The organism is Streptomyces daliensis (assembly GCF_054782395.1).
The window spans coordinates 151,289-175,989 of sequence record NZ_BAAGSO010000030.1; the positions used below are offsets into that span (position 1 = coordinate 151,289).

The following is a 24,701-nucleotide window of genomic DNA, read 5'->3' on the forward strand; positions in this document are numbered from 1 at the left end:
ACCGCTCCCCCACGGAAGGAGGACCCATGAAGCCCGCCGCGTTCACGTACCACCGCGCACGCGACGTCGAGGGCGCGACCCGCCTCCTCGCCGAACTCGGCGACGACGCCAAGCTCATCGCGGGCGGCCAGAGCCTGGTCGCGATGATGAACTACAGGCTGGCCAGGCCGGCGCACCTCGTCGACGTCGGAGCCCTGCGGGGCGATCCCGCGCTCACCGGTGTGCACCCGGAGACGCACTCGGAGACGTCCCCTGAGGCGCATCCGGACGAGGGAAACGCCCTGCGCATCGGGGCGCTCACCACGCACCACGCCGTGGAGACCGCACCGGACGCGCTGCTCGGTCCCGGCTTCGCGGTGCTCCGCGACGCCATGCGCTGGGTCGGCCATCTGCCGATCCGCACCAGGGGCACCGTGGGCGGCAGCCTCGCGCACGCCGACGCCACCGCCGAGTGGTGCCTGCTCGCCGTGCTCCTCGGCGCGCGGCTGGAGGTGCGGGGCCCACGGGGCGCACGCCGGGTCGCCGCGGGGGACTTCTTCCACGGCTACTACGCCACGGCGCTCGACCCCGACGAGATGCTGACCGCCGTCGTCTTCCCGCGTCCCGCGCCGCACGCCGCGCTGACCGAGTTCGCGCAGCGGCAAGGCGACTTCGCGACGGTGGCCGCGGGCGTCGATCTGGACCTGGCCCCGGACGGCCGCACGGTGCGCGGCGGCCGGGTCGTGCTCGGCGGCGTCGCCCCGCGCCCGGTGCGGGTCCCGGCAGCCGAGGAGGTGCTGGCCGAGGGTGGCAGCGCCGGCGCGCGGCTCTTCGCGGCCTGCGCCCGTGCCGCAGCCGACTCCGTCGACCCGCCCTCGGACGCGGACGGCAGCGCGGACTACCGGCGCACCCTCACCCGCACCCTGGTGGCCCGCGCCTGCGAGGAGGCCGTATCCCGATGACCCCGTCACACTCGATCCCCGCACCGGACCCCGCGCCCGACGCCGCGCGCACCGAGCCCTGGGTCGGCGCCTCCGTCGGCAGGCGCGAGGACCCACGGCTGCTGACCGGGCGCGGGCGGTTCACCGACGACATCCAGCTCCCCGGCATGCTGCACGCGCAGTTCGTCCGCAGCACCGTCGCCTCCGGCACGGTCACCGCGCTCGATCTGTCGGCCGTGCGCGAGGTGCCGGGCGTGGTGGCCGCGTTCACGGCGGCTGGCCTGGCGCTGGGCGACATCACCGCGCGGCTCGGGCGTCCGCTCTCGGAGTTCGTCCCCACGGACATGCCCGTGCTGGCCGGGGACCGGGTCCGCTACGTGGGCGAGCCCCTCGCCGTCGTCGTGGCCCGCGACCCGTACGCGGCCGAGGACGGCCTGGAGGCCGCCCGCGTCACCTACGAGACGCGCACCCCGGTCACCTCCGAGGCCCAGGCCCTCGCGCCCGGCGCGCCCCTCGTGCACGACGGGGCCGGGGCCAACACCCTGCTGGACGTCTCGATGTTCGCCACCGAGGGCATCGACGAGATCTTCGCGGGCGCGGAACACGTCGTACGCGTCGAGACCAGGACGGGGCGCCAGAACGCGCTTCCGCTGGAGACGCGGGGCGTCGTCGCCGGGTGGGACGACCGCGAGGAGCAACTGCTGCTGCGGATGTCGAGCCAGGTGCCGCACCAGGTGCGCACCGTCGCGGCGCGCTGTCTGGGCCTGGACGAGCGCGCGGTGCGTGTCGTGGTCCCCGACATGGGCGGCGGCTTCGGGCTCAAGTGCGTGGTGGGCCGCGAGGAGATCGCGGTGGGCGCGGCGGCGCTGCGCCTCGGCAGGACGGTGAAGTGGACGGAGGACCGCAAGGACGCGCTCACCGCCTCGTTCCTCGCCAGGGAGCAGCACTACGACGTGCGCGCCGCCTTCGACGGGGACGGGCGCGTCCTGGGTCTCGACGCGGCTGTGGTGTGCGACATGGGCGCGTACTCCTGCTATCCGTTCACCGCGGGCATCGAGCCTCTGATGGCCTCGGCCGAGATGCCCGGGGTCTACAAGGTGCCCGCCTACCGGGTGCGGGCCCGCGCCGTCACCACCAACAAGGCGCCCACGGCGCCGTACCGGGGGGTGAGCCGCCCGCAGTACGTGATGGTGATGGAGCGGCTCTTCGAGCGCGCGGCACGCGAGCTGGGCATGGACGCGGTGGAGGTGCGGCGGCGCAACCTGATCACGGAGTTCCCGTACACGGGCGTCAACAACATCACGTACGACCCCGGTTCGTACCGCGAGTCCCTGGACCTGTGCGAGCGGGTGCTGCGCGACGAGGGCTGGTACGCGCGGCGCGACGCGGCGGCGGACGAGGGGCGGCACCTGGGCATCGGCTACTCCTGCTTCAACGAGCGCACGGGCTACGGCTCGGCGGCCTTCGCGCAGCGCAAAATGGAGGTCGTCCCCGGCTTCGACATCGCCGAGGCCCGGATGGACACCAGCGGCGCGCTGACGGTGACGACAGGCACCATGAGCCACGGCCAGAGCCACGAGACGACGATGGCGCAGATCGCGGCCGACGCGCTGGGCCTCGACCTCGCCAAGGTGCGGGTGCACCAGGGCGACACGGACCGGGTGGCGTACGGCTGGGGCACGTTCGCCAGCCGCTCGATCGCGATCGGCGGCAGCGCGGTGCGGCTCGCGGCGGGCAAGCTCGGCGAGAAGCTGCGGCTGATCGCGGCGGCGCACTGGGACACCGCGCCGGAGAAGGTGGAGCTGGGGCGCGGGGCCGTGCGGCGCCGCGAGGACGGCGCCACCCTGTCCTACGAGGAGATCGCGGACCTCGCGTATCTGCGGGCCCACCTGCTGCCCCCTGCCATCGAGCCCGGCCTGTCCGCGACGGCCACGTTCGACGTCCTCAACGACGGCACCTTCTCCAACGCAGCGCACGGCGTGGTCGTGGAGCTGCACGAGGGCACGGGGCAGGTGGAGATCCTGCGCTACGTCTGCGTCGAGGACTGCGGGGTGGCCATCAACCCGCAGGTCGTCGAGGGGCAGTGCAGGGGCGGGATCGCGCAGGGCATCGCGGGCGCGCTGTTCGAGCGGATCACCTACGACGAGCAGGGCGAGCCCTCCGCCACCGGCTTCATGGACTACAAGGTCCCCACCGCGCACGAGATCCCCGACATCACCGTCCACCACCTGGAGACGCCCTGCGCCTTCACCGGCACCGGCGCGAAGGGCACAGGCGAGGGCGGCACCATCGGCGCCCCCGCCGCGGTGCTCAACGCCGTCAACGACGCCCTGCGCCCCACGGGCGTCGAGCTGGACGACACCCCCATCAGGCCCGAGACGGTCGCGAGCGCACTGGAGCACGCCTCATGACGGACACCACCCATCTGCCGCCAGGGCAGCAGTTGATCGGCCTGCGCGTGAACGGCGAGCGGTACGAGCTGCTGACCGAGCCGCGCCGCACCCTCGTGGACGCGCTGCGCCACGACCTGGGTCTGACGGGCACCCATGTGGGCTGCGAGCACGGCATCTGCGGCGCCTGCACGGTGCTGGTCGACGGGGCGCCCGCGCGGGCTTGCCTGATGTTCGCCGCGCAGGCGGAGGACGCCGAGATCCGCACCGTCGAGTCGCTGGCCGAGGGCCCGGACGGGCGGACCCTCAGCGATCTCCAGCAGGCGTTCAGCGCGCACCACGGGCTCCAGTGCGGCTTCTGCACACCGGGGTTCCTGATGCTGGCCGAGGGGTTCCTTGCCGAGCGCCCGGAGGCGACCAGGGAGGAGATCCGCGACGTGGTCGCCTCGAACCTGTGCCGGTGCACCGGCTACCAGACGATCGTCGACGCGATCGAGGACTGCGCGACGCGGCGCCGCAGTTGTGCGGCGACGTGCGCGCAGGGTCCCGCACGAGATGAGGAGACCGCATGCGACTGACCAACACGGTGCCGGTGAAGGCGGCGCCCGACGAGGTGTTCGCGCTCGTCAACGACGTGGAGCGGGTGGTCTCCTGCATGCCGGGCGCCGCCCTCGAAGGCCGCGAGGGGGACGCCTGGCGGGGCAGGGTGAAGGTCAAGGTCGGCCCCGTCACGGCCGCGTACGCCGGAACGGTGCGCTTCCTGGAGACGGACGCGGCGAGCCGCACCCTGCGCGTCCAGGCGCGCGGCGCCGACGCGCACGGCAACGGTGACGCGGAGGCCGAGGTCCGGCTGGAGGTGGTGCGGGCCCCGGACGGCGCCGAACTGCGCCTGGACACCGATCTGGTGATCCGGGGCAAGATCGCGCAGTTCGGCAAGGGCGCGGTCGCCGCGGTCTCGGACCGGATACTCCAGCAGTTCGCGCGCAACCTCGGCAGCCTGCTCGACCAGCCCGTGCCCGACGGCTCAGGCGCCGCGCAGCCCCCGTCGAAGGACGCCTCCGCCCCGGGCAAGGCCGGGGAGCCCGAGGCGCTGAACGGGCTCGCGGTGCTGGCGGGCCCGGCCCTGTCCCGGTACGGGCCCGTCGTCGGTGCCTTCGCCTTCGGCCTCTTCGAGGGCTGGCTCCTGGGGCGGGTGCTGGCGCACGAGAGGCAGCACGGGTGCGGCGTCGCGCGGAGGACGCGATGAGCGGGGAGCGCGCTGTGAGCGGGGGCAGTCGCGCGGGAGACGGCGGGCGCTACGGGAGCACGACGGACCGCACGTACGCGCGCGCCGGGTTCGGCGCGCGGGTGCGCAGGGGCGCCAGGCCCGCGCTCGTGGTCGTCGATCTCACGCGCGGGTTCACGGAGGACGCCTTTCCCTCCGGCGCCGACCTGACCGAGATCGTGGAGGCGACGGCGCGACTGGCCGAGGCGGGCCGCGCCACGGGCGTCCCGGTGATCTGGACGGCCATCGCCTACTCCGCCGCCGAGGCCGGGGGCCGCTCGGTCACCTGGCTGGAGAAGGCCCCCGGCATGCGGGCGCTGGTGGAGGGCGGCGAGGCCGTCGAGCTGGACCCCAGGCTGCCCCGTCGGCCGGAGGACCCGCTGGTGGTGAAGAAGGGCGCCTCCGCGTTCTTCGGCACACCGCTCGCCTCGCTGCTGGTCGGGCTCGGAGCCGATACGGCGGTGGTGTGCGGCGCCACGACCAGCGGCTGTGTCCGGGCGACAGCGGTGGACGCGGTGCAGTACGGCTTCCCCGTGCTGGTGCCGCGCGAGTGCGTGGGCGACCGCGCCCAAGGGCCGCACGAGGCCGCGCTGTTCGACATCGACGCCAAGTACGGGGACGTGATCGCCCTCTCCGACGCCCTCGCCTACCTCACAGGGCCGCGCTGACCGCGCTCGCCCCCACTCCCCCACCCCCGAACCCCGAACCCCGAACCCCGACAGGAGATCCCAGGTGTCCTCGCGTTCCCTCACCCCCGCAGCGGCGGCCGATCTCGCCGACGTACCGGCCCTCAGCCGCTGGGTCCGCTCGGGCCCGCTGCGCCTGCACGTCCTCGACTACGGCGGTACCGGGGTACCCCTCGTCGTGCTGCCCGGCATCACCAGCCCCGCCGTCACCATGGACTTCGTCGCCCGCGAACTCACGGACCTGGTACGCCCCCTGGTCCTGGACGTGCGGGGCCGCGGCTTCTCCGACGACGGCGAGGGCGACGGCGGCAACGGCAACGGCAACGGCAGCGACGACAGCAGCGGCACCGGCAACGCCTACACCCTGGAGGCGTACGCGGCGGACACCGAGGCCGTCATCGCGGAGCTGGACCTGCCGCGCCCGCTGCTGCTGGGCCACTCGATGGGGGCCCGTATCGCCGCGGCCACGGCCGTACGGGCCAAGCAGCCCCTCCGGGGCGCCGTCCTCGTCGACCCGCCCATGAGCGGCCCAGGACGCGGCCCGTACCCGACCTCGCTGGCGGCCTTCCAGGCGCAGCTCGCCGAGGCCAGGCGGGGCACCGACGCGGACGAGGTGGCCAGGTCGTGGCCGCGGTGGCCGCGCGCGGAACAGGAGCTGCGCGCACGCTGGCTGGCGAGCTGCGGCGACGAGGCCGTCGCGCGCACCCACCAGGGCTTCGAGACGGAGGACTTCTTCGACTGGTGGCCCTCCGTGCCGGTGCCCACCGTGCTGCTCCACGGGGCCGACAGCCCCGTGGTCACGGCGGAGGGCGCGGCCGAGGCCGCGCGTACGCTTCCGTCGGCGCGCCTCACCGCGGTCCCCGGCGCCGGGCACATGGTGTTCTGGGACAGCCCCGAGGCCGCTCTGGGGGCGCTGCGGGACGCGCTGCGCGGACTGCTCGATTGACGCGTGCACGTCGAGCCATGCGCGGAGCGAGCCGCCCATGTGCCGTGCTTAAGTGGGGCGCATGGCTGACAACACCTCACCACCGGCGGCGGACCCCGCCTCTCCCCCCGCGCCACCGGCGGCCCTGCTGGCCGCGCCCGGCTACCAGGTACGGCGCCTGTACCAGGCGTATCTGGCCGCGTGGGTGCGTACGGTCGATTCGACGCTGACAGGACCGCAGTTCGCGGTGCTCACCGCCGTGGACGCGGCCCCCGGCAGGGACCAGAGTTCCATGGCCTCCGCCGTGGCCCTGGACACCTCGACCATGGCGGACGTCGCCAGGCGGCTGGAGAAGCGCGGACTGCTCGCGCGGCGCACGGCGGTCGACGACGGCCGCAGAAAGCTGCTCTATCTCACCGAGGAGGGCGAACGGACCCTCCGCGAGGCGAACGGCCGCGCGCGGCAGCTCGACGAACGCCTGCTGGAGCCCTACGAGCAGGCGCGGCGCGCGGAGGTGCTGCGCGAGCTGACGGCGCTGGCCGACCACTGGGAAGCGCTGGTCGAGAGCGCGTAACTCCCCCGGCCCTCGCGGGGGTTCACGGGCCGAGGGGCCACGGAAGGATTCGCGTCCGAGGCTCTTCACCGCCCATTAGTACGTGTCCGGATTGCCCATGTGGCAATCCCCGCGACAACCCCGCGACAGACCCCTGGAGGAGCGCACCGTGACGGACCACCACATCGGCATGATCGTGCCCAGTTCCAACCTGACGATGGAGACGGAGCTGCCGCGCATGTTCCGCGCCCGCGAGGAGGCGATGCCCGAGGACCGCTTCCTGTTCCACAGCAGCAGGACGCGGATGCGGCACGTCACGCCCGAGGAACTGCGCGGCATGAACGCGCAGACCGCGCGCGCCTCGCTCGAACTCGCCGACGCGCGGCCCGACGTGGTGGCCTCGGCGTGCCTCGTCGCGATCATGGCCCAGGGCAAGGGCCACCACCGCACGGCGGAACGCGAGATCGCCGAAGGGCTGCGCTCCGGGGGCTGCGAGGCGCCCGTGGTCTCCAGCGCGGGGGCGCTGCTGAGCGCGATCGAGGCGCTGGGCGCCCGGCGGGTGGCGCTGATCGCCCCGTACATGAAGCCGCTCACCGCCACCGTCGTCGACTATCTCCAGGACGCGGGCACCGAGGTCGTGGACGCGCTGAGCCTGGAGGTCGCCGACAATCTGGCGGTGGCCGCGCTCGACCCCGACGACCTGCGCAGGCACTGGCGGCGGCTCGACCTCTCGGGCGCAGACGCGCTCGTGCTCTCGGCCTGCGTGCAGATGCCCTCGCTCCCGTCGATCCAGCACGTGGAGGACGCCTGCGGCCTGCCCGTGCTCTCCGCTGCGACGGCGACCGCGCACCGCGTCCTCTCCGAACTGGGCCTGGAGACCGTCGTGCCGGGGGCCGGAAGCCTGCTGAGCGGGCGCGTTCCGGCTGCCGTGCGTCAGGCCGCCACGTCCTGACGGAGGGCCTGGGCCCCGGGCCGTCCCGTCAGCAGGTGGGCAGCCCGGGGAGCGGCTTGTCGTTGTCACCGCCCTTGAGATAGACGGCGCTGACGAAGACCCCCGCGTTCCCGCTGTCGTCGTCGGTCTTCGCCCACCAGACGTTGGTCCACTTCCCGTAGGTCTCGCGGTGGGAGAGCTTGGTCTGGCAGTAGAAGTAGTTCACCCCTGACTTGAGGGTGCCTACGGGTGTGTGGGCGCTGTCGTACGAGGTGGCGTCCTTCCACACCTCGCAGTTGTACTTGCCGCCGCCCAGATCGTGGCAGACGGGCGCGGGGTCGGTGTCCCCGCCGCCTCCGCCTCCGCCACCGCCACCGCTCGCGCCGTCACCGTCGCCACCGCCGGAGCCCTCGTCCCCGCCCTTCTCCGAGTCGCCGTCGCCCTTGTCCGCGCCGGAACCGGAACCGGAGTCCGTCGACCCGCCGTCGTCCTTCCCCTTCTCGGCGTCGCCCTCACCGTCGGCTGCGCCGCCCGCGCCGCCGTCCTTGTCCGCCTCGTCCTTCGCCGAACCGTCGGGCGAGGGCGTCGAGCCGCCGCCCGCCTCGCCCCGCGTGCCGCCTTCGGCGGCGGCCTCTCCCTTGCCGCCCGTCGCCGAGGCATGGTCACCGCTCCCGGCGCCGTGGCCGACGACGGCGTATGTGACGCCCGCGCCCGCCAGCACGACGGCGGCCACGGCTGCCGCGACGACGATCCTGCGCCGACGCCCGCCGCTCGCCGCGCCGTCACGGACCGGACCCGGGGGCGACGCGCCGACGTGTGCGGCCGGTCCCTGCGGAGCACCGGCGCCCGTCGCGGCAGGCTGATCGGGCGGCGAACCCACGCCCGCGCCCACACCCGCGCCCTCCCCGGACGGCGCCGGGTCAGGGGCGCGGCGGCCCAGGCGGAGCGTGTCCGGCGAGGTGGGGAGCGGTCGGCCCGAGGCGACGGCGGACAGCAGCGCCGCGGCCCGCTCGGCGTCGGCCCTGCGCGCCGGGTCCTTCTCCATCAGCTCGGCCAGCGCGGGCCCCAGCGGACCCGCACGGCGCGGCTCGGGCAGCGGATCGACGACGATGGCGTTGAGCGTGGACCACGTGGAGGTGCGGCGGAAGGGCGAGGCGCCCTCGACGGCCGCGTACAGCGTCGCGCCCAGCGCCCACACGTCCGAGGCAGGGCCCGGGTCCTCGCCGCGCGCCCGCTCGGGGGCGAGGTAGTCGAGCGAGCCGACGAGTTCGCCGCTGCCCGTGAGGCGGGTGGCCGAGCCGTCTCCGGGGTCCTCGACGGCCGCGATCCCGAAGTCGGTGAGGACGACGCGGCCCCCGGCGCCGTCAGCGCCCGCCTCCCCCTCGCCCTCGCCCTCGGCCGCCCGCGTCGTACTGCCGCCCTCCAGCAGGATGTTGCCCGGCTTGACGTCCCGGTGCAGCACCCCCACCCGGTGCGCTGCGGCGAGCGCGTCCAGCACACTGGCGCCGATGCGCGCGGCCTCGACGGGGCCCAGGGGCCCGCGTCCGCGCAGGACGTCGTCGAGGGACGGGCCCTCGACCAGTTCCATCACGATGACGGGGCGGCCCTCGTGCTGCGCGATGTCGTGCACGGCGATGACGCCGGGGTGCCGCACCCGCGCCGCCGCACGTGCCTCGCGCCGCATCCGCGTGCGCAGATCGTCCAGTTCGGGGCCGCCCGCGTCGGTGTAGGTGCGCAGTTCCTTCAGCGCGACCTCGCGCCCCAGCACCTCGTCCATGGCGCGCCAGACGACTCCCATGCCGCCCCGCCCGAGCCGCCCGGTCACGCGATAGCGCCCCGCCAGCAGCCTGCCGCTCCCGCCTCCGCCGCCGCCCTCGTCCGGGCCCCGCTCCCCCGTTGTCCGCACCGCGCCGTCCCCTTGTCGCGTCGTGTCGCGTCGTGAGGGACGACAGCCTACGGGGCAGAGGTGACGTACGGGCCCTTTGTCCACAGGACACGCGACGCCCGTGTCAGGGGGGACGGCGGGCCCGTCACCGCACGCGGGTCCGCTACCGCGCGCCGCCCGGGCGTCCGGTCAGCGTGTCGAGGTCGGCGCGCGTCATGCCGGAGTGGCGGGCGACCTCGGCGCCCGTGAGGGCTCCGCAGTCGAGGCCGCGCAGCAGGTAGTTGCTCAGCGCCTTGGCCGTGGCGGGCTCGTCCATGACGTCGCCGCCGGCCTGTCCCGCGTAGGCGGCCAGCCGCGCCGCGGCCCGTTCGAAGCCCTCGCGGTAGAAGGCGTAGACGGCGGCGTAGCGGGTGGGCAGGTGCCCGGGGTGCATGTCCCAGCCCTGGTAGTAGGCGCGGGCCAGCGAGCGGCGCACGAGCCCGTGGTGGAGGCGCCACGCGTCGTGGACCTTCGCCTGGGAGCCGACGGGCAGGACGTTCGTCGAGCCGTCCGACAGGCGCACCCCTGTACCCGCGGCGGCGACCTGCATCACGGCCTTGGCGTGGTCGGCGGCCGGGTGGTCCATGGCCTGGTAGGCGGCGCTGACGCCGCAGGAGGCGCTGTAGTCGAAGGTGCCGTAGTGCAGCGAGGTGGCCCGCCCCTCGGCCGCCTCGATCATGGGGGCGACGGTGGCCCTGCCGTCGGGGCCAAGGATGGACTGGGTGGTCTCGATCTGGATCTCGAAGCCGATGCGCCCGTTGTCGAGCCCGCGCGCCTTCTCGAACTCCTCGCACAGCCGCACCAAGGCGGTGACCTGCTCGGGATAGGTGACCTTGGGCAGCGTGAGGACGAGCCCCTCGGGCAGCCCGCCCGCCTCCATGAGCCCGGTGAGGAAGATGTCGAGGGTGCGGATGCCGCGGTCGCGCACGGCGGCCTCCATGCACTTCATGCGGATGCCCATGTACGGGGGCGCGCCCTCGGTGCCGCAGGCCGCCGCCACCAGGCGTGCCGCGTGGGCCGCCGCGGCGTCCTCCTCGGCGTCGGGGCGCGGGCCGTAGCCGTCCTCGAAGTCGATCCGCAGGTCCTCGACGGGCTCGCGCTCCAGCTTGGCGCGCACCCGGTCGTGCACGGGGCCCGCCAGCTCGTCGCCGAGGCCGAGCACGGCGGCCAGGGAGGCGGCGTCGGGCGCGTGCTGGTCCAGGAGCGCGAGGGCCGCCTCGCCCCACTCGCGGACGGTGTCCTCGGTGACGGCGTCGCCCGGAACGTAGACGGTGTGGACCGGCTGACGGGTGCCGGGGTCCCCGGGGAAGCGCCGGGCCAACTCGGCGTCCACAGGGGCCAGGGCGGCTCCGATGCCCTCGCTCACGGTGCTCGCAAGACTGGTGGCCGCCGTCCCGTGCTCGCTCACGCTCAGCTCCCTCTTTTCCGTTCAGCGGAATCAACAATTCGTATAGCGAAGCTATCCACGCCCCGCCCGAAGGTCAACACCTCCCCGCCACCGGGCCCGACGTGCGACGCCCCCGCACACGTCGTGTACGGGGGCGGCACAAGGCATCTCTTGTGGGAAGGGGTCAGCCCTTGCGGGTCTTGACCTCTTCGGTGAGCTGCGGGACGACCTCGAAGAGGTCGCCGACGATGCCGTAGTCCACCAGGTCGAAGATCGGGGCCTCGGCGTCCTTGTTGACGGCGACGATGGTCTTCGAGGTCTGCATGCCCGCGCGGTGCTGGATCGCGCCGGAGATACCGGCCGCCACGTAGAGCTGCGGCGAGACGGACTTGCCGGTCTGGCCGACCTGGTTGGAGTGCGGGTACCAGCCCGCGTCCACGGCGGCACGCGAGGCGCCGACGGCCGCACCGAGCGAGTCGGCCAGCGACTCGATGATGTGGAAGTTCTCCGCACCGTTCACGCCACGGCCACCGGAGACCACGATCGCGGCCTCGGTCAGCTCGGGACGGCCGCTCGACTCGCGCGGGGCGCGCGAGACGACCTTGGTGCCCTTCGCGGCGTCGCCGAAGGAGACGGCGAGCTGCTCGACGGCGCCGGCGGCCGGGGCCGCCTCGGGCGCGGCCGAGTTGGGCTTCACCGTGATGACCGGGGTGCCCTTGGTGACGCGGGACTTGGTCGTGAACGCGGCGGCGAAGACCGACTGCGAGGCCACTGGACCCTCGTCACCGGCCTCCAGGTCCACGGCGTCGGTGATGATGCCGGAGCCGACGCGCACGGCGAGCCGGGCCGCGATCTCCTTGCCCTCGGCGGAGGAGGGGACCAGCACGGCGGCCGGGGAGACGGCGTCGTAGGCGGCCTGGAGCGCGTCCACCTTCGGCACGACGAGGTAGTCGGCGAACTCGGGCGCGTCGGCGGCCAGCACCTTCACGGCGCCGTACTCGCCGAGGGTCTTCGCGGCCTCGTCGGCGTTCGGGCCCAGGTGCACGGCGACCGGCTCGCCGATGCGGCGGGCCAGGGTCAGCAGTTCGAGGGTCGGCTTGCGGACGGCGCCGTCCACGTGGTCGACGTAGACAAGGACTTCAGCCATGGGATTGCTCTCCTGCCAGAAAAATAAGGGCTGTGGGTCGGACGGGCGTACGCGGGATCAGATGAACTTCTGGCCCGCGAGGTACTCGGCGAGCTGCTTGCCGCCCTCGCCCTCGTCCTTGACGACGGTGCCCGCGGTGCGCGCGGGGCGCTCGGTGGCGTCGTCGACCTTGGTCCAGGCGCCCTCCAGGCCGAAGTCGTCGCCGTCCAGGTCCAGGTCGTCCAGGTCCAGGGACTCCACCGGCTTCTTCTTGGCCGCCATGATGCCCTTGAAGGACGGGTAACGGGCCTCGCCCGACTGGTCGGTGACCGAGATGACGGCCGGGAGCGCGGCCTCCAGGTGCTCGGTCGCGGTGTCGCCGTCGCGGCGGCCGTTGACCTTGCCGTCGGTGACCGAGACCTCGGACAGGAGGGTCACCTGCGGCACGCCGAGCCGCTCGGAGAGGACCGCGGGCAGGACGCCCATGGTGCCGTCCGTCGAGGCCATGCCGCACACGACCAGGTCATAACCGGTCTTCTCGATCGCCTTGGCCAGCACCAGCGAGGTGCCCAGCGCGTCGGTGCCGTGGAGGTCGTCGTCCTCGACGTGGACGGCCTTGTCGGCACCCATGGACAGTGCCTTGCGCAGCGCGTCCTTGGCGTCGTCGGGGCCGACCGTGAGCACGGTGATCTCCGCGTCGTCGGCTTCGTCGGCGATCTGGAGAGCCTGCTCGACGGCGTACTCGTCCAGCTCCGAGAGCAGGCCGTCAACCGACTCGCGATCGGTGGTCAGGTCCTCGGCGAAGTGCCGGTCGCCGGTGGCGTCGGGCACGTACTTCACACAGACAACGATCCTCAGGCTCACGCCGGCTCTCCTACTGCATCGTCTTACGGCGGTCCGGTCCGTGTGGACCGCTGCTGCCGTCCACAATATTACTCGTCAGTACACTGGGCTGGTTCCCCGTTATCAAGGACCGCTAACTGTGACCTTGCCAACGTGGGGAAACGCGCCCGGTGCACAGGGGTCAACTCAATCACGCAGCGCGTTGAAGCGCCCTTGGTGGTACAGCAACGGGCGCCCTCCGCCCGAAGAATCCCCGGCATCCCCGTCTACGATCTCGGCCAGCACGAGCCGGTGGTCACCGGCCGGCACCCGCGCCACGATCCGGCACACCAGCCACGCCACGACCCCCTCCAGCACGGGCACCCCGGAGGGCCCCGAGCGCCAGGCGGTGGGCGGCGCGAAGCGGTCGGCGCCGCTGCGCGCGAAGGTCGCGGCCAGCTCCCGCTGGTGCTCGCCCAGTACGTGCACGCCCACGTGCCCGGCCTCGGCGACGACGGGCCAGCTGGAGGAGCCGGTGCCGATGCCGAAGGAGAGCAGCGGCGGTTCGGCCGCGACGGAGGCCAGCGAGGTCGCGGTAAAGCCCACGGGCCGCCCCCGTGCGGCGGCCGTGACGACGGCGACGCCCGCGGCATGCTGCCTGAAGGCGCCGCGCAGCAGGTCGGCGCCCGTGGCGTTCCCGGTGTTCGGCACGCTCACCGCGCGTTCCCTGACCACATAACGTCACCCTGACGATACGCGGTGCGCACCGTCAAGCCAGGGCCAGGGTTTGGGAGCCGGATCACGCCACGGCCTGTCACGCCACGGCCTCCCCGAGCGCGGCGATGACGTCCGCCTTGCGTGGCTGCCCCGCCGCCCTGCGCACGATCTGTCCGCCGGGGCCGAGGACGAGGACCGTGGGGGTGCGGGTGATGTCCAGCGCGCGGACGAGGCCGAGGTGGGCCTCCGCGTCGATCTCGACGTGGCTGACGCCGGGGACCATGGCGCTGACCTCTTCGAGGGTGCGGCGGGTGGCGCGGCAGGGCTGGCAGAACGCGCTGGAGAACTGCACCAGCGTGGCCCGCTCCCCCAGCCGCTGCACCCCGAGGGTCTCCGCGCTCAGTACCGGCGCTCCGGCGGCTTCGCCGTCGCAGCGCCGCTCGTCCCCGCCGTCGCCGCGAACCCCGCTCTCGTCCCGCGTGCGCACCCTGGCCCTCCCGTTCCGGGGCACGGCCGTCCGCCGTCCGCGCGCCCGTGTCGTCGCTCCTGGTCCTCTGCCCGTCCCCCGCCGTGTGCAGCGCACGCGCGGGCGCCCGGATTCCCGGGTGCCCCGGCGGCACCGCGTGATGAGGATCTCCTGATCAGGCGAGATACGGGGTAGCCATCGTTCCGTCTTTCGGGAACCATCTTCGGCAACCCGAAGTTACGCATGCGTAGGTTCAGGGCACCTGGCGGGAGAACCTTTCCCCAGGCACCGACACGAAGGGTCCCCCCGACATGGCAGATCTCGTCTACCCGCCGGTGATCGGCTTCGCGCGTACCTGGTTCAAGGCACTCGACCTCCGCTTCGACATCCAGGGCACCGAGCACATACCACGCAAGGGCGGTGCCGTGCTGGTGAGCAACCACATCAGCTATCTCGACTTCGTCTTCACCGGCCTCGCCGCGCGTCCCGCCAAGCGGCTGGTGCGCTTCATGGCGAAGGACTCCGTCTTCCGGCACAAGGTGTCGGGGCCGCTGATGCGCGCCATGAAGCACATCCCGGTGGACCGCTCGCAGGGCGAGCACGCCTACCGGCACGCGCTCAAGGCCCTGCGCTCCGGCGAGATCATCGGCGTCTTCCCCGAGGCCACGATCTCGCGCTCCTTCACGCTCAAGGATTTCAAGTCCGGCGCGGCCCGCCTCGCCCAGGAGGCCAAGGTGCCGATGGTGCCGATGGCGCTGTGGGGCACGCAGCGGCTGTGGACCAAGGGCCACAAGCGGGACTTCGGGCGCAACCACTTCCCGGTCACCATCCGCGTCGGCGAACCGGTGCACCCCGAGCCCGACGAGCCGACGTTCAAGGTCACCGAGCGGCTGCGGGAGCGGGTGCACGATCTGCTGGAGGCGGCGCAGCGCGCGTACCCGGGAGTGCCCAAGGGGCCGGAGGACTCCTGGTGGGTGCCCGCGCACATGGGCGGCACGGCACCCACGCCCGCTCAGGCCAAGACGCTCTGAGCCGACGTTCCGGGCCGGTGTTCCGAACCGGTCCGGGCTGACGTTTCAGGCCGACGCGCCCGCTCAGGCGCCGGGGCCGGACACCGGGGGGCGTCCGGCCACGTCGCCGTCGGCCGCGTCGCCGTCGGCTGTGTCCGCGTCCGGCACCTCGACGTCGGACACCTCGGCCTCGGCCAGCCTGCGCAGCACCCGCCCGATGGCGAGGACGCTCTCCACGTCCTCGGGCGGCAGCGAGCCGAGGCGCTTCATGAGCGCCTCGGCCTCGCCGTGTGCCACGTCTGCGAGCGCGCGGGTGCCCGCCTCGGTGACGGCGACGCGGGTGGCGCGGCCGTCGGTGGGGTCGGGCTCCCTGTGGACCAGCCCGGCGGACTGCATGTCCACGATGGCGGCCGTCGCCGTCGGCTGGGAGCACGGCACCCGGTCGGCCAGTACGCCGATGCGCGAGGGCCCGAGCTCCTTCAGCAGGGCGAGGAGGATGAGCTGGGTCGGCTGGAGCCGCCCAGCGGGCGCGGCCCTGCGCAGGGTCCGCAGTATGCGGTGCAGGGACACCACGAGTTCCAGTGCCGCATCCTCGCGCCCGCCCATCGTCCACCCGTCGACTCGCGTTGATCAGGTCAAGCGAGTGTAATAGCGGGTGCGTACATGTCCATCCAGAGCGCCAGGTCCAGGGCCCGTTCCAGACCTCGCCTGGACGCCTGGGTGATCTGCGGGGTGTCCACCTTGGCTGCCTGCTCCAGCCGCTCCCTGCTGACGAGGTCGAAGACGGGGTGCGACGGCTTGGCCAGGATGTCCTTGACGTTGTTCTGGAGGGCCACCGCGTACTGCGGGTCCTGCGTCGAGGGGTAGGGGCTCTTGACGCGGTCGTAGACCGAGCGGGGCAGGACGTCCGCCGTCGCCTCGCGCAGCAGGCTCTTCTCCCTGCCGTCGAACGACTTCAGCGACCAGGGCGCGTTGTAGACGTACTCGACGAGCCGGTGGTCGCAGAACGGCACCCGGACCTCCAGGCCCACCGCCATGCTCGCGCGGTCCTTGCGGTCGAGGAGGATGCGCACGAAGCGGGTCAGGTGGAGGTGGCAGATCTTGCGCATCCGGAACTCGAAGTCGCTCTCCCCTTCGAGCCGCTGGACGCCCGAGACGGCCTCGGCATAGCTGTCCTGGACGTAGCCGGGCAGGTCGAGGGCCTTGGTGGTGGTCTCGGTGAGGATGCTGTCGTCGCTGCCGAAGTGCTCAGCGACCTTCACCAGCCAGGGGAAGGTGTCCGCCTGCTGGGCCGCCGGGTCGAAGAACTGCTTGTAGCCGCCGAAGACCTCGTCGGCCGACTCGCCTGAGAGCGCGACCGTCGAGTGCTGCCTGATGGCCTTGAAGAGCAGGTAGAGGGAGGCGTCCATGTCGCCGAATCCCGCGGGCATGTCCCGGGCGCGGATCATCTTGGCGCGCACCTCGGGGTCGGCCAGTTCGCCGGAGTTCAGGACGATGTCCTGGTGCTCGGTGCCCGAGTCGCGCGCCACGTCGTGCACGAAGGGGGTGTCGGGGGTGCCGCGCAGTTCGTCGGCGACGAAGTTCTCCGTCTGGCCCACGAAGTCCACGGCGAAGCTGCGCACGGTCTCGCCCACCGCGCCGAGCTGCTGGGCCGCCAGCGCGGTCATGGCCGAGGAGTCCAGGCCGCCCGAGAGGAGGGTGCAGCGGGGGACGTCGGCGACGAGCTGACGGCGCACTATGTCGTCGAGGAGGGTGCGCACGTGCGCGACCGACTCCTCCTGGCCGTCGGGGTGCGGCGCGGTCTCCAGCTTCCAGTACACGTGCGTACGGATGCCGCCCTTGCCGACGGTCACGACGGTGCCGGGTTCGACCTCGCGCATGCCCTCCCACACGGCGTTGCCTGGCGTCTTGACGAACGCGAACAGCTCGCGCAGACCGCTGAGGCCGACCTCGCGGCGGGCGAGGGGGTTGGCGAGGATGGCCTTGGGCTCGGAGCCGAAGAGGACGCCGTCGTCGGTCGGGTAGTAGTAGAAGGGCTTGATGCCCATCCGGTCCCTGATCATCACAAGCTTGTGCTCACGGCTGTCCCAGATGGCGAACGCGTACATGCCGTTGAGCCGCTCGGCTATCGCCTCGCCCCACTCCAGGTACCCGTGCAGCACCACCTCCGTGTCGGAGTCCGTGGTGAAGCGGTGGCCCCTGGTGGCCAGCTCCTTGCGCAGCTCGGTGAAGTTGTACGCCTCCCCCGAGTACACCATCGCGACGGGCCCGTCGGGCGTCTCGTAGCTCATGGGCTGGCGTCCACCGGGCAGGTCGATGATGGCCAGCCTGCGGTGGCCGAGGGCGGCGGGGCCCTCGATCCAGGTACCGCGGTCGTCGGGGCCGCGGCAGGCCATCGTCTCGGTCATGGCGTCGACGGCTTCCTGTTCGGACGCCAGGTTCCGCTGGAACGAGACCCATCCGGCGATTCCGCACATGTTCTCTCCTCCGATTCCGACCCCGGTGTTTCGCGCATGTGACGGGCGGCTTCCTTGCCACCGTCCGTAACGCATGCTTGACCAAAAGTCATATGTATCGGGCACCTATGTATCAGGATGTTTTCACGGGGATGTCGTCCGTGAAACACGCGGCGCCGGGTTCACGCCAGGCGCACACACAGGGGCGCCACCCGGTGTCCCGGGTGGCGCCCCTGTGTCCTGCGGTCTTGTGCGGGCCTTTCCGTTCCTCTTACACGGATTTTGCTCCGGCGATTGGCGACGTTTTTACCCTGCCGTCATCTCCTCGCGCAGCGCCGCGAGGAAGCCGTCGACGTCCTCCTCGGCCGTGTCGAAGGAGCACATCCAGCGCACGTCCCCGGCCGCCTCGTCCCAGAAGTAGAAGCGGTAGCGCTTCATCAGCCGCTCGCTCACGTCGTGCGGGAGCCGCGCGAAGACCGCGTTGGCCTCGACGGGGTACAGGATCTCCACCCCGTCGACGGCCTTCACGCCCTCCGCGAGGCGCTGCGCCATGGCGTTGGAGTGGCGCGCGTTGCGCAGCCACAGATCACCGGCGAGCAGCGCCTCCAACTGCGCCGATATGAAGCGCATCTTGGAGGCGAGCTGCATGGACAGCTTGCGCAGGTGCCGCATCGCCGGGCCCGCCGCTTCCGGGTCCAGCACGACGACGGCCTCGCCGAAGAGCATGCCGTTCTTGGTGCCGCCGAAGGAGAGGATGTCCACGCCCGCCGCGTAGGTGAAGGCGCGCATGGGGACGTCCAGCGCGGCGGCGGCGTTGGCGATGCGCGCGCCGTCCATGTGGACCTTCATGCCGCGCTCGTGCGCGTGGGCGCAGATGGCGCGGATCTCCTCCACCGTGTAGAGGGTGCCCAGTTCGGTGTTCTGGGCCAGGGAGACGACCTGCGGCATCGCGCGGTGCTCGTCGTCCCAGCCGTACGCCTCGCGGTCGATCAGCTCGGGCGTGAGCTTGCCGTCCTCCGTCGGCACCGTCAGCAGCTTCAGGCCGCCGACGCGCTCGGGCGCACCGCACTCGTCCACGTTGATATGCGCGGACTCGGCACAGATCACGGCGCCCCAGCGGTCGGTGAGCGCCTGGAGCGCGACGACGTTGGCGCCGGTGCCGTTGAAGACGGGGAACGCCTCGGCGTGCGGGCCGAAGTGGCTGCGCACGACCTGCTGGAGGTGCGCGGTGTACGCGTCGCCCCCGTAGGCGGTCTGGTGGCCGCCGTTGGCGAGGGCGAGCGCGGCCATGATCTCGGGGTGGCCGCCCGCGTAGTTGTCGCTGGCGAAGCCACGGACGGCGGGGTCGTGGCGGCGGCGTGCTTCGGTGCCGGACGGCGGGTTCAGGGCTTCGGCGTCAGCCACAGGCGGTTTCCGTTCACTTCCTCGGCGGACTTGCTCCAGGTCCCGGCGATGGCCTCGGCCAGCTCCTTGACGTCCGTGAAGCCCGCGAACTTGGCGTTCGGGCGGTCGGCCCGCATCTGGTCGTTCACCAGTGCCTTGACCACCAGGATGGCAGCCGCGGCGGGCGGTCCGGCCTCGCCCCCAGCCTTGCGGAAGGCGTCACCGAGCGCCAGCGTCCATGCCTCGGCCGCCGCCTTGGCCGCCGCGTAGGCCGCGTTGCCCGACGTCGGCCTGCCCGCGCCCGCCGCGCTGGTCAGCAGATAGCGGCCGTTGCCGCTGCGCTCCAGCGCGCTCTGGAAGGCGAGGGATGTGTGCTGGACGGTGCGCACGAGGAGGTCGTGCAGCGTGTCCCAGTGGGACAGGTCCGTCTCGGCGAAGGTGGACGAGCCGCGCCAGCCGCCCACGAGGTGGACGAGCCCGTCGATACGGCCGAACTCCTTCTCGGTGCGGTCCGCCCACTCGCGGGTCGCCGCCAGGTCGAGCAGGTCCACGGTGTCGCCGGTGACGGTCGCGCCGCCGTGCGCGAACCGGGCCGCGTCCACGGCCTGCGCGAGGCGCTTGGCGTCCGCGTCGGCCGCGACGACCTTGGCGCCCTCCTCCGCCAGCCGCAGCAGCGTCGCCTGCCCCGCCGGGCCCGCCGCTCCCGCGACGGCGACGACCGTTCCTTCGAGCCGTCCGTTCCCGTTGCCCTGGTAGCCCTGCTCCGTGGTGTCCGTCATGCCGGTCATGCCCGTCGCCTCCTCGTGCTGCGCCCGCCCCTGTGCTCCGCTCACGCGGCGGCCAGGGTGGGGCTCTCGGCCGTGATGCCCTTGGTCGATGCGATCACGCCGCGGAGCTTCTTCGCGAGTGCCTCGTAGAACATGCTCAGCGGAAACTCGTCCGGCAGCACCTCGTCCACCAGCTTGCGGGGCGGCAGGGAGAGGTCGAGCGCGTCGGGGCCCTTGGCCCAGGTGGACCCGGGGTGCGGGGAGAGGTACGTGGAGACCAGCTCGTACGCCTTGAACCAGTGCACCAGCTTGGGGCGGTCGATGCCCGCGCGGTAGAGCGTCTCGATCTCCTCGCGCAGCGAGACGGTCACCTCGCGTGCGCGGTCCCAGTCGATGGTGAGCTTGTTGTCCGTCCAGCGCAGGGCCTCGTGCTGGTGGAGGTAGGCGAAGAGGAGCTGGCCGCCCAGGCCGTCGTAGTTGCGGGTGCGCTCGCCCGTGACGGGGAAGCGGAAGAGGCGGTCGAGGAGCACGGCGTACTGCACGTCGCGGCCCTGGGGGTAACCGTCGGCGGCCAGCTTCCCCGACTCATGGAAGGCGGTCAGATCGCAGCGCAGCTCTTCGAGCCCGTACATCCAGAACGGCTGCCGCTGCTTGATCATGAACGGGTCGAAGGGCAGGTCGCCGTGACTGTGGGTGCGGTCGTGGATCAGGTCCCACAGCACGAAGGTCTCCTGGCAGCGCTCCTGGTCGGCCAGCAGCCCGCGCGCCTCCTCGGGCAGTTCCAGGCTGGTCACCTCGCGGGCCGCCTCCACGACGCGGCGGAAGCGCGCGGCCTCGCGGTCGCAGAAGATGCCGCCCCAGGAGAAGCGCTCGGGCGCCTCGCGCACGGCGATCGTCTCCGGGAAGAGGACGGCGGAGTTGGTGTCGTAGCCGGAGGTGAAGTCCTCGAAGGTGATGCCGCAGAACATCGGGTTGTCGTAGCGGGTGCGCTCCACCTCGGCGAGCCAGTCCGGCCACACCATGCGCAGCACGACGGCCTCCAGGTTGCGGTCCGGGTTGCCGTTCTGCGTGTACATCGGGAAGACGACCAGGTGCGTGAGGCCGTCCTCGCGCCGCTGCGCGGGCTGGAAGGCGAGCAGCGAGTCGAGGAAGTCGGGGACGCCGAAGCCCTCGTCGGCCCAGCGGCGCAGATCGGCCAGCAGCGCCTCGTGGTACGCGGCGTCGTGCGGCAGCAGCGGGGCCAGCTCGGCGACGGCGGTACGGACCCGCTCCAGCTCGGCCTCTATCGCGGCGCGCGACGGCGCGTCCTCGGCCTCGAAGTCGATGGAGCCGTCCTTGGACTGGGCCGGGCGGATCGCCTCCACGGCCGTCTTCAGGGCTGTCCAGGCGGGGTGCCCGGCCACCACGGGCTCGGCGGGGCTGTGGCCACCAGAGCCGTTGACGGACGAAAGTCCGCCCTTCGCACCCTCGGGCGAAAGAATTTCCGTCATGACTACCCCTCCACAGGAGAACCTCGCGTGGAAGAACCGTAACCACGCGAGGCTTCTCGCTCAAGGGGAGACCACAGGAGAATGTTCACGTCACCCCGGGGTTTCACCGTCAATCTTCCGGCCGGAGACCGTTCCGGCGACGGCTTCTCCCAGTCCCCGCTGGGCCTCACGGGCTTCGGCGAGCAGTTCCCCGAAGCCGAAGAAGCCGTGGAACATCCCTGGGAAGTACGCCTCGCTCGCCTCGGTGCCGGCCTCCCGCAGCTTCGCCGCGTAGGCGCTGCCCTCGTCGCACAGCGGATCGCAGCCCGCCGTGATCACGTACGCGGGCGGCAGGCCCGTCAGATCGGCGCGCAGGGGTGCGGCATAGGGGTGGTCGCGGTCGCCGTCGGGCCCGAAGTACTGCTCCCCGAACCAGCGCACCGCCTCGGCCGTGAGGTAGTGCCCCTTCGCGTTCGCGCGGTGCGACTCCGTGTCCACGGCCGTGTCGGTCGCCGGGTAGATCAGCGCCTGGAGCGCGAGGGCCGGGCCGCCCCTGTCGCGGGCGACGAGAGTGCTGGCCGCCGCGAGGTTGCCGCCCGCGCTGTCGCCCGCGACGACCAGCGCTCCGGGGTCGCCGCCCAGCTCGCCGACGTGCCGGGCGGCCCAGCACACGGCGGCGTAGGCGTCCTCCACGGGCGCGGGGAAGCGGACCTCGGGGGCGAGCCGGTAGTCGACGGAGACGACCACGGCGCCGCCCTCCCGGCAGATGGAGCGCGCGGTGCCGTCGTGGGTGTCCAGGTCGCACAGCACCCAGCCGCCGCCGTGGAAGAAGACCACGGTGGGGTGGGGGCCCTCAGCGAACGGGCGGTAGATCCGCACGGGCAGCGCGGGCGCGCCCTCGGGCCCTGGCACCGTGCGGTCGGTGACCTCGCGCACGGGCGGGGGCTCGAAGGGCGGGCGTGGGGCCCGCGCGAGCACGCGGCGGGCCTCGACGGCGTCGGTGACTGCGCCGCCGACGTCCGGGAAGACGGCGGCCAGCGCCTCCATGAGGGGGCGCGCCTCGGGTGCGAGGCGGGCGGGGGCGCGCGGCGCGTGGACGGGGACGGAGGCGGACATGGGGGCGGCCCGTACGGGGGCCGGGGAGGCGGGAGGGTGCACGGGGTCGTCGGTCACGGGTGCGCTCCTTCGTGGGTGGTGTCCGGCGTGCTGCGCACTGTCACGGAAGTGCGGGGGCCGTCGTCGCGGAAGCGCGGGATGACCTTCTCGCCCCATTGCCGGATGGTCTCCATGCACGCCTCTTGCGGCACCGTGCCCATCTGGATCAGGCACATGATCTCGTCCGCGCCCGCTTCGCGCAGCCGTTCCACGTACGCGACCGCGTCCTCGGCGCTTCCGTACGCGTGGTCGGCCTGGAAGGTGGCGGTGGAGCTGGGGCGTACGGGGATGTCCTGCTCGTGCAGCCTCGCCACCATCAGCTCCTCGGCCGCGCGCATCCCGGCCGCCTCATCGGCGCCCTCCACCACGGCCTCGTCGGGCACTCCCCCGCCGCCGTACCAGTGGCCGATGGACTGCGCGAAGAACCGCTGCCCCCGCACCCCGACGCTGCGCGCCCGCTCCGGGTCGTCGAGCACGATGGTCGGGCAGAGCACCGAGAAGTGGTCGTTGACCTCGGTCGAGACGAAGTGCGCGCTGTCGCGCTCCGCCCTCGCCGCGTCGTAGGTACGGCGCATGCGCGCGACGGACTCGGGCCCCGCGAAGCCCATCACCAGCGCGCCGACGCCGAGCCGCGCAGCGCGTGCGAGCGTCTCCTCGCGGCTGCACGCGAGGAAGAGCGGCGGGTGCGGGGCCTGCGCGGGGCGGGGCAGCACGGGGTGCGGGTCGATGTCGAGGAGTTCGCCGTGGTGCTCCAGCTCGTCCCGCTGCCAGGCGGCCCCGATGATCCGCAGCGCCTCCTCCACCTCCTGAGCGGTGCGCTCCCTGTCGACGCCGCACAGGGAGGTCTCCTGGAGCGTGCCGCCGCGTCCCGCGCCGAGGTCGAGGCGTCCGCCGGAGAGCAGGTCGAGGGTGGCCGCGCGCTCGGCGACGCGGGCCGGGTGGTTGAAGCGGAACGGCATGCAGACGACGCCGTGCCCGATGCGCAGGGTGCTGGTCCGCGCGGCCACCCACGTCAGGAAGATCTCCGGGGCCGACATGTGCGCGTACCACTTGAGGGAGTGGTGCTCGACGGCCCAGATCCCGTCGAACCCCATCCGTTCGGCGAGGACGGCCTGCTCGACGCTGTCCCTGAAGAGCTGGTGCTCACGCTCGACGGTCGGGTCGGCGAGCTGCGCCTCGAAGATCATGGAGAACTTCACCCATGCCACCTCCTGCCGGAATCCGGAACGCCGCGTGCCCGGCCGGGCGGCGGTCGGGGATCGGCGGAACGGCCGGATCCCTTGAAGACTCCGGCTGTTTCGGTTAGCCATATGACTAACCGTCAGGTCTACAGAAGGCAAGGCATGCGACGACAGCGCCGACGCCCCGAAGCCGAACTCCCGCCGACCGCCTGGGCCATGCTCGGCCTGCTCTCCTTCCCCGGCGAACGCACCGGCTACGACCTGAAGAAGTGGGCCGACGCCTCGCTGCGCTTCTTCTACTGGTCGCCCGCGATCAGCCAGATCTACGCCGAACTGCGCCGCCTGGAGGGCCTCGGCTACGCCTCCTCGCGCCGCTCAGAGCCCGACGAGCCCCGCGCCAAACGCCGTTACGCGATCACGGCGGCGGGCCGCGCCGCGCTGGCACGCTGGGCGGACACGAGCGAACCGGGGCCGCCCGTCCTCAAGCACCCGCTGGTGCTGCGGATCTGGCTGGGCCACCTCGCGGAGCCCGAGCGCCTGGCCACGCGCGTACGCGAACACATGGAACGCACACGGGCCGAGCTGAAGGAGATACGGGACGCGCTGGCCCGCGCGGACGCGCACGACGCGACGGGCGGGGGAACGGGCGACGGCACCGGTGCGACGGGCGGGGGAACGGGTGCGACGGGCGAGGGCTGGCGGCATCCGCGGATCGCGCTGCGCTGGAGCGAGCGGCACCAACTGGCCGAGCTGGAGCTGGCCGAGGCGATGCTCGCGGACCTGGCGGAGCCGCACCCTCCCGGCGCGCGGGCGCCGACGGAGGGCGACCGTGCGGATACCGGCGCGGACACCCCCGCGGACACCGCGCCCACGGACGGGTGACGGAGCGGGACCGCGGCGGCGCGGACCGCTAGGGCGTGTTGCGGAAGTAGCGCCGTCCGCCCGGAGGGCGGGGCCCGCGGGGTCTGGTGCGTGCGATCGCAAGGCGGAGGGTCGCCCTCGTACCGGGCGTACTCGGGTGATCCCGACAACGCAGCGAGCGTGCGTGCCAGGCCCCGCGGGCCAGGCGGGACTTCCGCAACACGCCCTACTGAGTTTTTCGTTAGTTCTGTGGGTGCAAGGGCGTCGGCGGTGTGAGGATGCTGGGGTGTCTTCCCAGTCGCAGGATG

The 24,701-nt window shown here is 72.8% G+C and carries 23 protein-coding genes; 10 read left to right on the forward strand and 13 right to left on the reverse strand.

Going from position 1 to position 24,701, the window contains the following annotated elements:
- Positions 1–26 precede the first annotated feature (26 nt).
- From ACYVOO_RS07720 to ACYVOO_RS07755, 8 genes are all read left to right on the forward strand, one after another.
- Positions 27–941 (forward strand): FAD binding domain-containing protein, encoded by a 915-nt coding sequence (locus tag ACYVOO_RS07720; protein ID WP_461014875.1) that lies wholly within the window; start codon positions 27–29, stop codon positions 939–941.
- A complete protein-coding gene (locus ACYVOO_RS07725) occupies positions 938–3,331 on the forward strand; it encodes a xanthine dehydrogenase family protein molybdopterin-binding subunit (RefSeq protein ID WP_461014876.1) in 2,394 nt (797 codons plus the stop codon). The genes ACYVOO_RS07720 and ACYVOO_RS07725 overlap by 4 nt, the downstream gene beginning before the upstream one ends.
- Entirely contained in the window at positions 3,328–3,888 is a 561-nt protein-coding gene (locus tag ACYVOO_RS07730) for a (2Fe-2S)-binding protein (protein WP_461014877.1), read from the forward strand. The genes ACYVOO_RS07725 and ACYVOO_RS07730 overlap by 4 nt, the downstream gene beginning before the upstream one ends.
- Positions 3,879–4,556, forward strand: coding sequence for an SRPBCC family protein (locus tag ACYVOO_RS07735; RefSeq protein ID WP_461014878.1), 678 nt, complete (start codon positions 3,879–3,881; stop codon positions 4,554–4,556). The genes ACYVOO_RS07730 and ACYVOO_RS07735 overlap by 10 nt, the downstream gene beginning before the upstream one ends.
- Before the next feature lie 14 nt (positions 4,557–4,570).
- The gene (locus tag ACYVOO_RS07740) at positions 4,571–5,242 is read left to right on the forward strand and encodes an isochorismatase family protein (RefSeq protein WP_461014879.1); all 672 of its coding nucleotides are present in this window, start codon (positions 4,571–4,573) and stop codon (positions 5,240–5,242) included.
- A 64-nt stretch (positions 5,243–5,306) separates the two neighbouring features.
- Complete coding sequence (locus ACYVOO_RS07745; protein ID WP_461014880.1) at positions 5,307–6,206, forward strand: alpha/beta fold hydrolase; 900 nt, start codon at positions 5,307–5,309, stop codon at positions 6,204–6,206.
- Positions 6,207–6,267: 61 nt separating this feature from the next.
- Positions 6,268–6,759, forward strand: coding sequence for a MarR family winged helix-turn-helix transcriptional regulator (locus ACYVOO_RS07750; RefSeq protein ID WP_453348600.1), 492 nt, complete (start codon positions 6,268–6,270; stop codon positions 6,757–6,759).
- Between the two features lie 148 nt (positions 6,760–6,907).
- Positions 6,908–7,690 carry a maleate cis-trans isomerase family protein gene (locus ACYVOO_RS07755; RefSeq protein ID WP_461014881.1) on the forward strand — a complete coding sequence of 261 codons (783 nt, stop codon included), beginning with the start codon at positions 6,908–6,910 and terminating at the stop codon, positions 7,688–7,690.
- A 28-nt stretch (positions 7,691–7,718) separates the two neighbouring features.
- On the opposite strand, the gene ACYVOO_RS07760 is transcribed toward ACYVOO_RS07755, so the two are convergent.
- The 6 genes from ACYVOO_RS07760 to ACYVOO_RS07785 form a co-directional block, all read right to left on the reverse strand.
- Positions 7,719–9,575: a serine/threonine-protein kinase gene (locus tag ACYVOO_RS07760; RefSeq protein ID WP_461014882.1), complete on the reverse strand. Its 1,857-nt coding sequence runs from the start codon at positions 9,573–9,575 to the stop codon at positions 7,719–7,721.
- A gap of 142 nt (positions 9,576–9,717) precedes the next feature.
- Positions 9,718–11,001 carry a DUF6986 family protein gene (locus ACYVOO_RS07765; RefSeq protein ID WP_461014883.1) on the reverse strand — a complete coding sequence of 428 codons (1,284 nt, stop codon included), beginning with the start codon at positions 10,999–11,001 and terminating at the stop codon, positions 9,718–9,720.
- Between the two features lie 163 nt (positions 11,002–11,164).
- Complete coding sequence (locus tag ACYVOO_RS07770) at positions 11,165–12,127, reverse strand: electron transfer flavoprotein subunit alpha/FixB family protein (RefSeq protein WP_461014884.1); 963 nt, start codon at positions 12,125–12,127, stop codon at positions 11,165–11,167.
- 57 nt (positions 12,128–12,184) lie between these two features.
- Entirely contained in the window at positions 12,185–12,970 is a 786-nt protein-coding gene (locus ACYVOO_RS07775) for an electron transfer flavoprotein subunit beta/FixA family protein (protein ID WP_453348595.1), read from the reverse strand.
- Between the two features lie 165 nt (positions 12,971–13,135).
- Positions 13,136–13,645, reverse strand: coding sequence for a flavin reductase family protein (locus tag ACYVOO_RS07780; protein ID WP_461014885.1), 510 nt, complete (start codon positions 13,643–13,645; stop codon positions 13,136–13,138).
- A 97-nt stretch (positions 13,646–13,742) separates the two neighbouring features.
- Positions 13,743–14,156: a thioredoxin family protein gene (locus ACYVOO_RS07785; protein ID WP_461014886.1), complete on the reverse strand. Its 414-nt coding sequence runs from the start codon at positions 14,154–14,156 to the stop codon at positions 13,743–13,745.
- A gap of 266 nt (positions 14,157–14,422) precedes the next feature.
- Between ACYVOO_RS07785 and ACYVOO_RS07790 the strand changes: the two genes are divergently transcribed.
- Positions 14,423–15,142, forward strand: coding sequence for a lysophospholipid acyltransferase family protein (locus ACYVOO_RS07790; protein ID WP_461014887.1), 720 nt, complete (start codon positions 14,423–14,425; stop codon positions 15,140–15,142).
- A gap of 63 nt (positions 15,143–15,205) precedes the next feature.
- Here ACYVOO_RS07790 and ACYVOO_RS07795 read toward each other — a convergent pair whose 3' ends face one another.
- From ACYVOO_RS07795 to ACYVOO_RS07825, 7 genes are all read right to left on the reverse strand, one after another.
- The gene (locus ACYVOO_RS07795) at positions 15,206–15,727 is read right to left on the reverse strand and encodes a MarR family winged helix-turn-helix transcriptional regulator (protein ID WP_461014888.1); all 522 of its coding nucleotides are present in this window, start codon (positions 15,725–15,727) and stop codon (positions 15,206–15,208) included.
- A gap of 29 nt (positions 15,728–15,756) precedes the next feature.
- Positions 15,757–17,598 carry an asparagine synthase (glutamine-hydrolyzing) gene (asnB, locus tag ACYVOO_RS07800; protein ID WP_461014889.1) on the reverse strand — a complete coding sequence of 614 codons (1,842 nt, stop codon included), beginning with the start codon at positions 17,596–17,598 and terminating at the stop codon, positions 15,757–15,759.
- Between the two features lie 285 nt (positions 17,599–17,883).
- The gene (locus ACYVOO_RS07805; protein WP_461014903.1) at positions 17,884–18,963 is read right to left on the reverse strand and encodes a threonine aldolase family protein; all 1,080 of its coding nucleotides are present in this window, start codon (positions 18,961–18,963) and stop codon (positions 17,884–17,886) included.
- The gene (locus ACYVOO_RS07810) at positions 18,960–19,739 is read right to left on the reverse strand and encodes an SDR family NAD(P)-dependent oxidoreductase (protein ID WP_461014904.1); all 780 of its coding nucleotides are present in this window, start codon (positions 19,737–19,739) and stop codon (positions 18,960–18,962) included. Before ACYVOO_RS07810 ends, ACYVOO_RS07805 begins: the two co-directional genes overlap by 4 nt.
- A gap of 50 nt (positions 19,740–19,789) precedes the next feature.
- Positions 19,790–21,217 (reverse strand): DUF6421 family protein, encoded by a 1,428-nt coding sequence (locus ACYVOO_RS07815; protein WP_461014890.1) that lies wholly within the window; start codon positions 21,215–21,217, stop codon positions 19,790–19,792.
- Between the two features lie 90 nt (positions 21,218–21,307).
- The gene (locus ACYVOO_RS07820) at positions 21,308–22,243 is read right to left on the reverse strand and encodes an alpha/beta hydrolase (RefSeq protein ID WP_461014905.1); all 936 of its coding nucleotides are present in this window, start codon (positions 22,241–22,243) and stop codon (positions 21,308–21,310) included.
- 122 nt (positions 22,244–22,365) lie between these two features.
- Complete coding sequence (locus ACYVOO_RS07825; protein ID WP_461014891.1) at positions 22,366–23,550, reverse strand: LLM class flavin-dependent oxidoreductase; 1,185 nt, start codon at positions 23,548–23,550, stop codon at positions 22,366–22,368.
- A 144-nt stretch (positions 23,551–23,694) separates the two neighbouring features.
- Between ACYVOO_RS07825 and ACYVOO_RS07830 the strand changes: the two genes are divergently transcribed.
- Entirely contained in the window at positions 23,695–24,414 is a 720-nt protein-coding gene (locus tag ACYVOO_RS07830; RefSeq protein ID WP_461014892.1) for a PadR family transcriptional regulator, read from the forward strand.
- Positions 24,415–24,701 lie beyond the last annotated feature (287 nt).

Coding starts and splice junctions, on each gene's coding strand:
- ACYVOO_RS07810 (WP_461014904.1), bottom strand. CDS start 19,739: ATGACGGACACCACGGAGCAGGGCTACCAGGGCAACGGGAACGGACGG.
- ACYVOO_RS07790 (WP_461014887.1), top strand. CDS start 14,423: ATGGCAGATCTCGTCTACCCGCCGGTGATCGGCTTCGCGCGTACCTGG.
- ACYVOO_RS07820 (WP_461014905.1), bottom strand. CDS start 22,243: ATGGAGGCGCTGGCCGCCGTCTTCCCGGACGTCGGCGGCGCAGTCACC.
- ACYVOO_RS07735 (WP_461014878.1), top strand. CDS start 3,879: ATGCGACTGACCAACACGGTGCCGGTGAAGGCGGCGCCCGACGAGGTG.
- asnB (WP_461014889.1), bottom strand. CDS start 17,598: ATGTGCGGAATCGCCGGATGGGTCTCGTTCCAGCGGAACCTGGCGTCC.
- ACYVOO_RS07795 (WP_461014888.1), bottom strand. CDS start 15,727: ATGGGCGGGCGCGAGGATGCGGCACTGGAACTCGTGGTGTCCCTGCAC.
- ACYVOO_RS07815 (WP_461014890.1), bottom strand. CDS start 21,217: ATGACGGAAATTCTTTCGCCCGAGGGTGCGAAGGGCGGACTTTCGTCC.
- ACYVOO_RS07750 (WP_453348600.1), top strand. CDS start 6,268: ATGGCTGACAACACCTCACCACCGGCGGCGGACCCCGCCTCTCCCCCC.
- ACYVOO_RS07725 (WP_461014876.1), top strand. CDS start 938: ATGACCCCGTCACACTCGATCCCCGCACCGGACCCCGCGCCCGACGCC.
- ACYVOO_RS07720 (WP_461014875.1), top strand. CDS start 27: ATGAAGCCCGCCGCGTTCACGTACCACCGCGCACGCGACGTCGAGGGC.
- ACYVOO_RS07830 (WP_461014892.1), top strand. CDS start 23,695: ATGCGACGACAGCGCCGACGCCCCGAAGCCGAACTCCCGCCGACCGCC.
- ACYVOO_RS07770 (WP_461014884.1), bottom strand. CDS start 12,127: ATGGCTGAAGTCCTTGTCTACGTCGACCACGTGGACGGCGCCGTCCGC.
- ACYVOO_RS07730 (WP_461014877.1), top strand. CDS start 3,328: ATGACGGACACCACCCATCTGCCGCCAGGGCAGCAGTTGATCGGCCTG.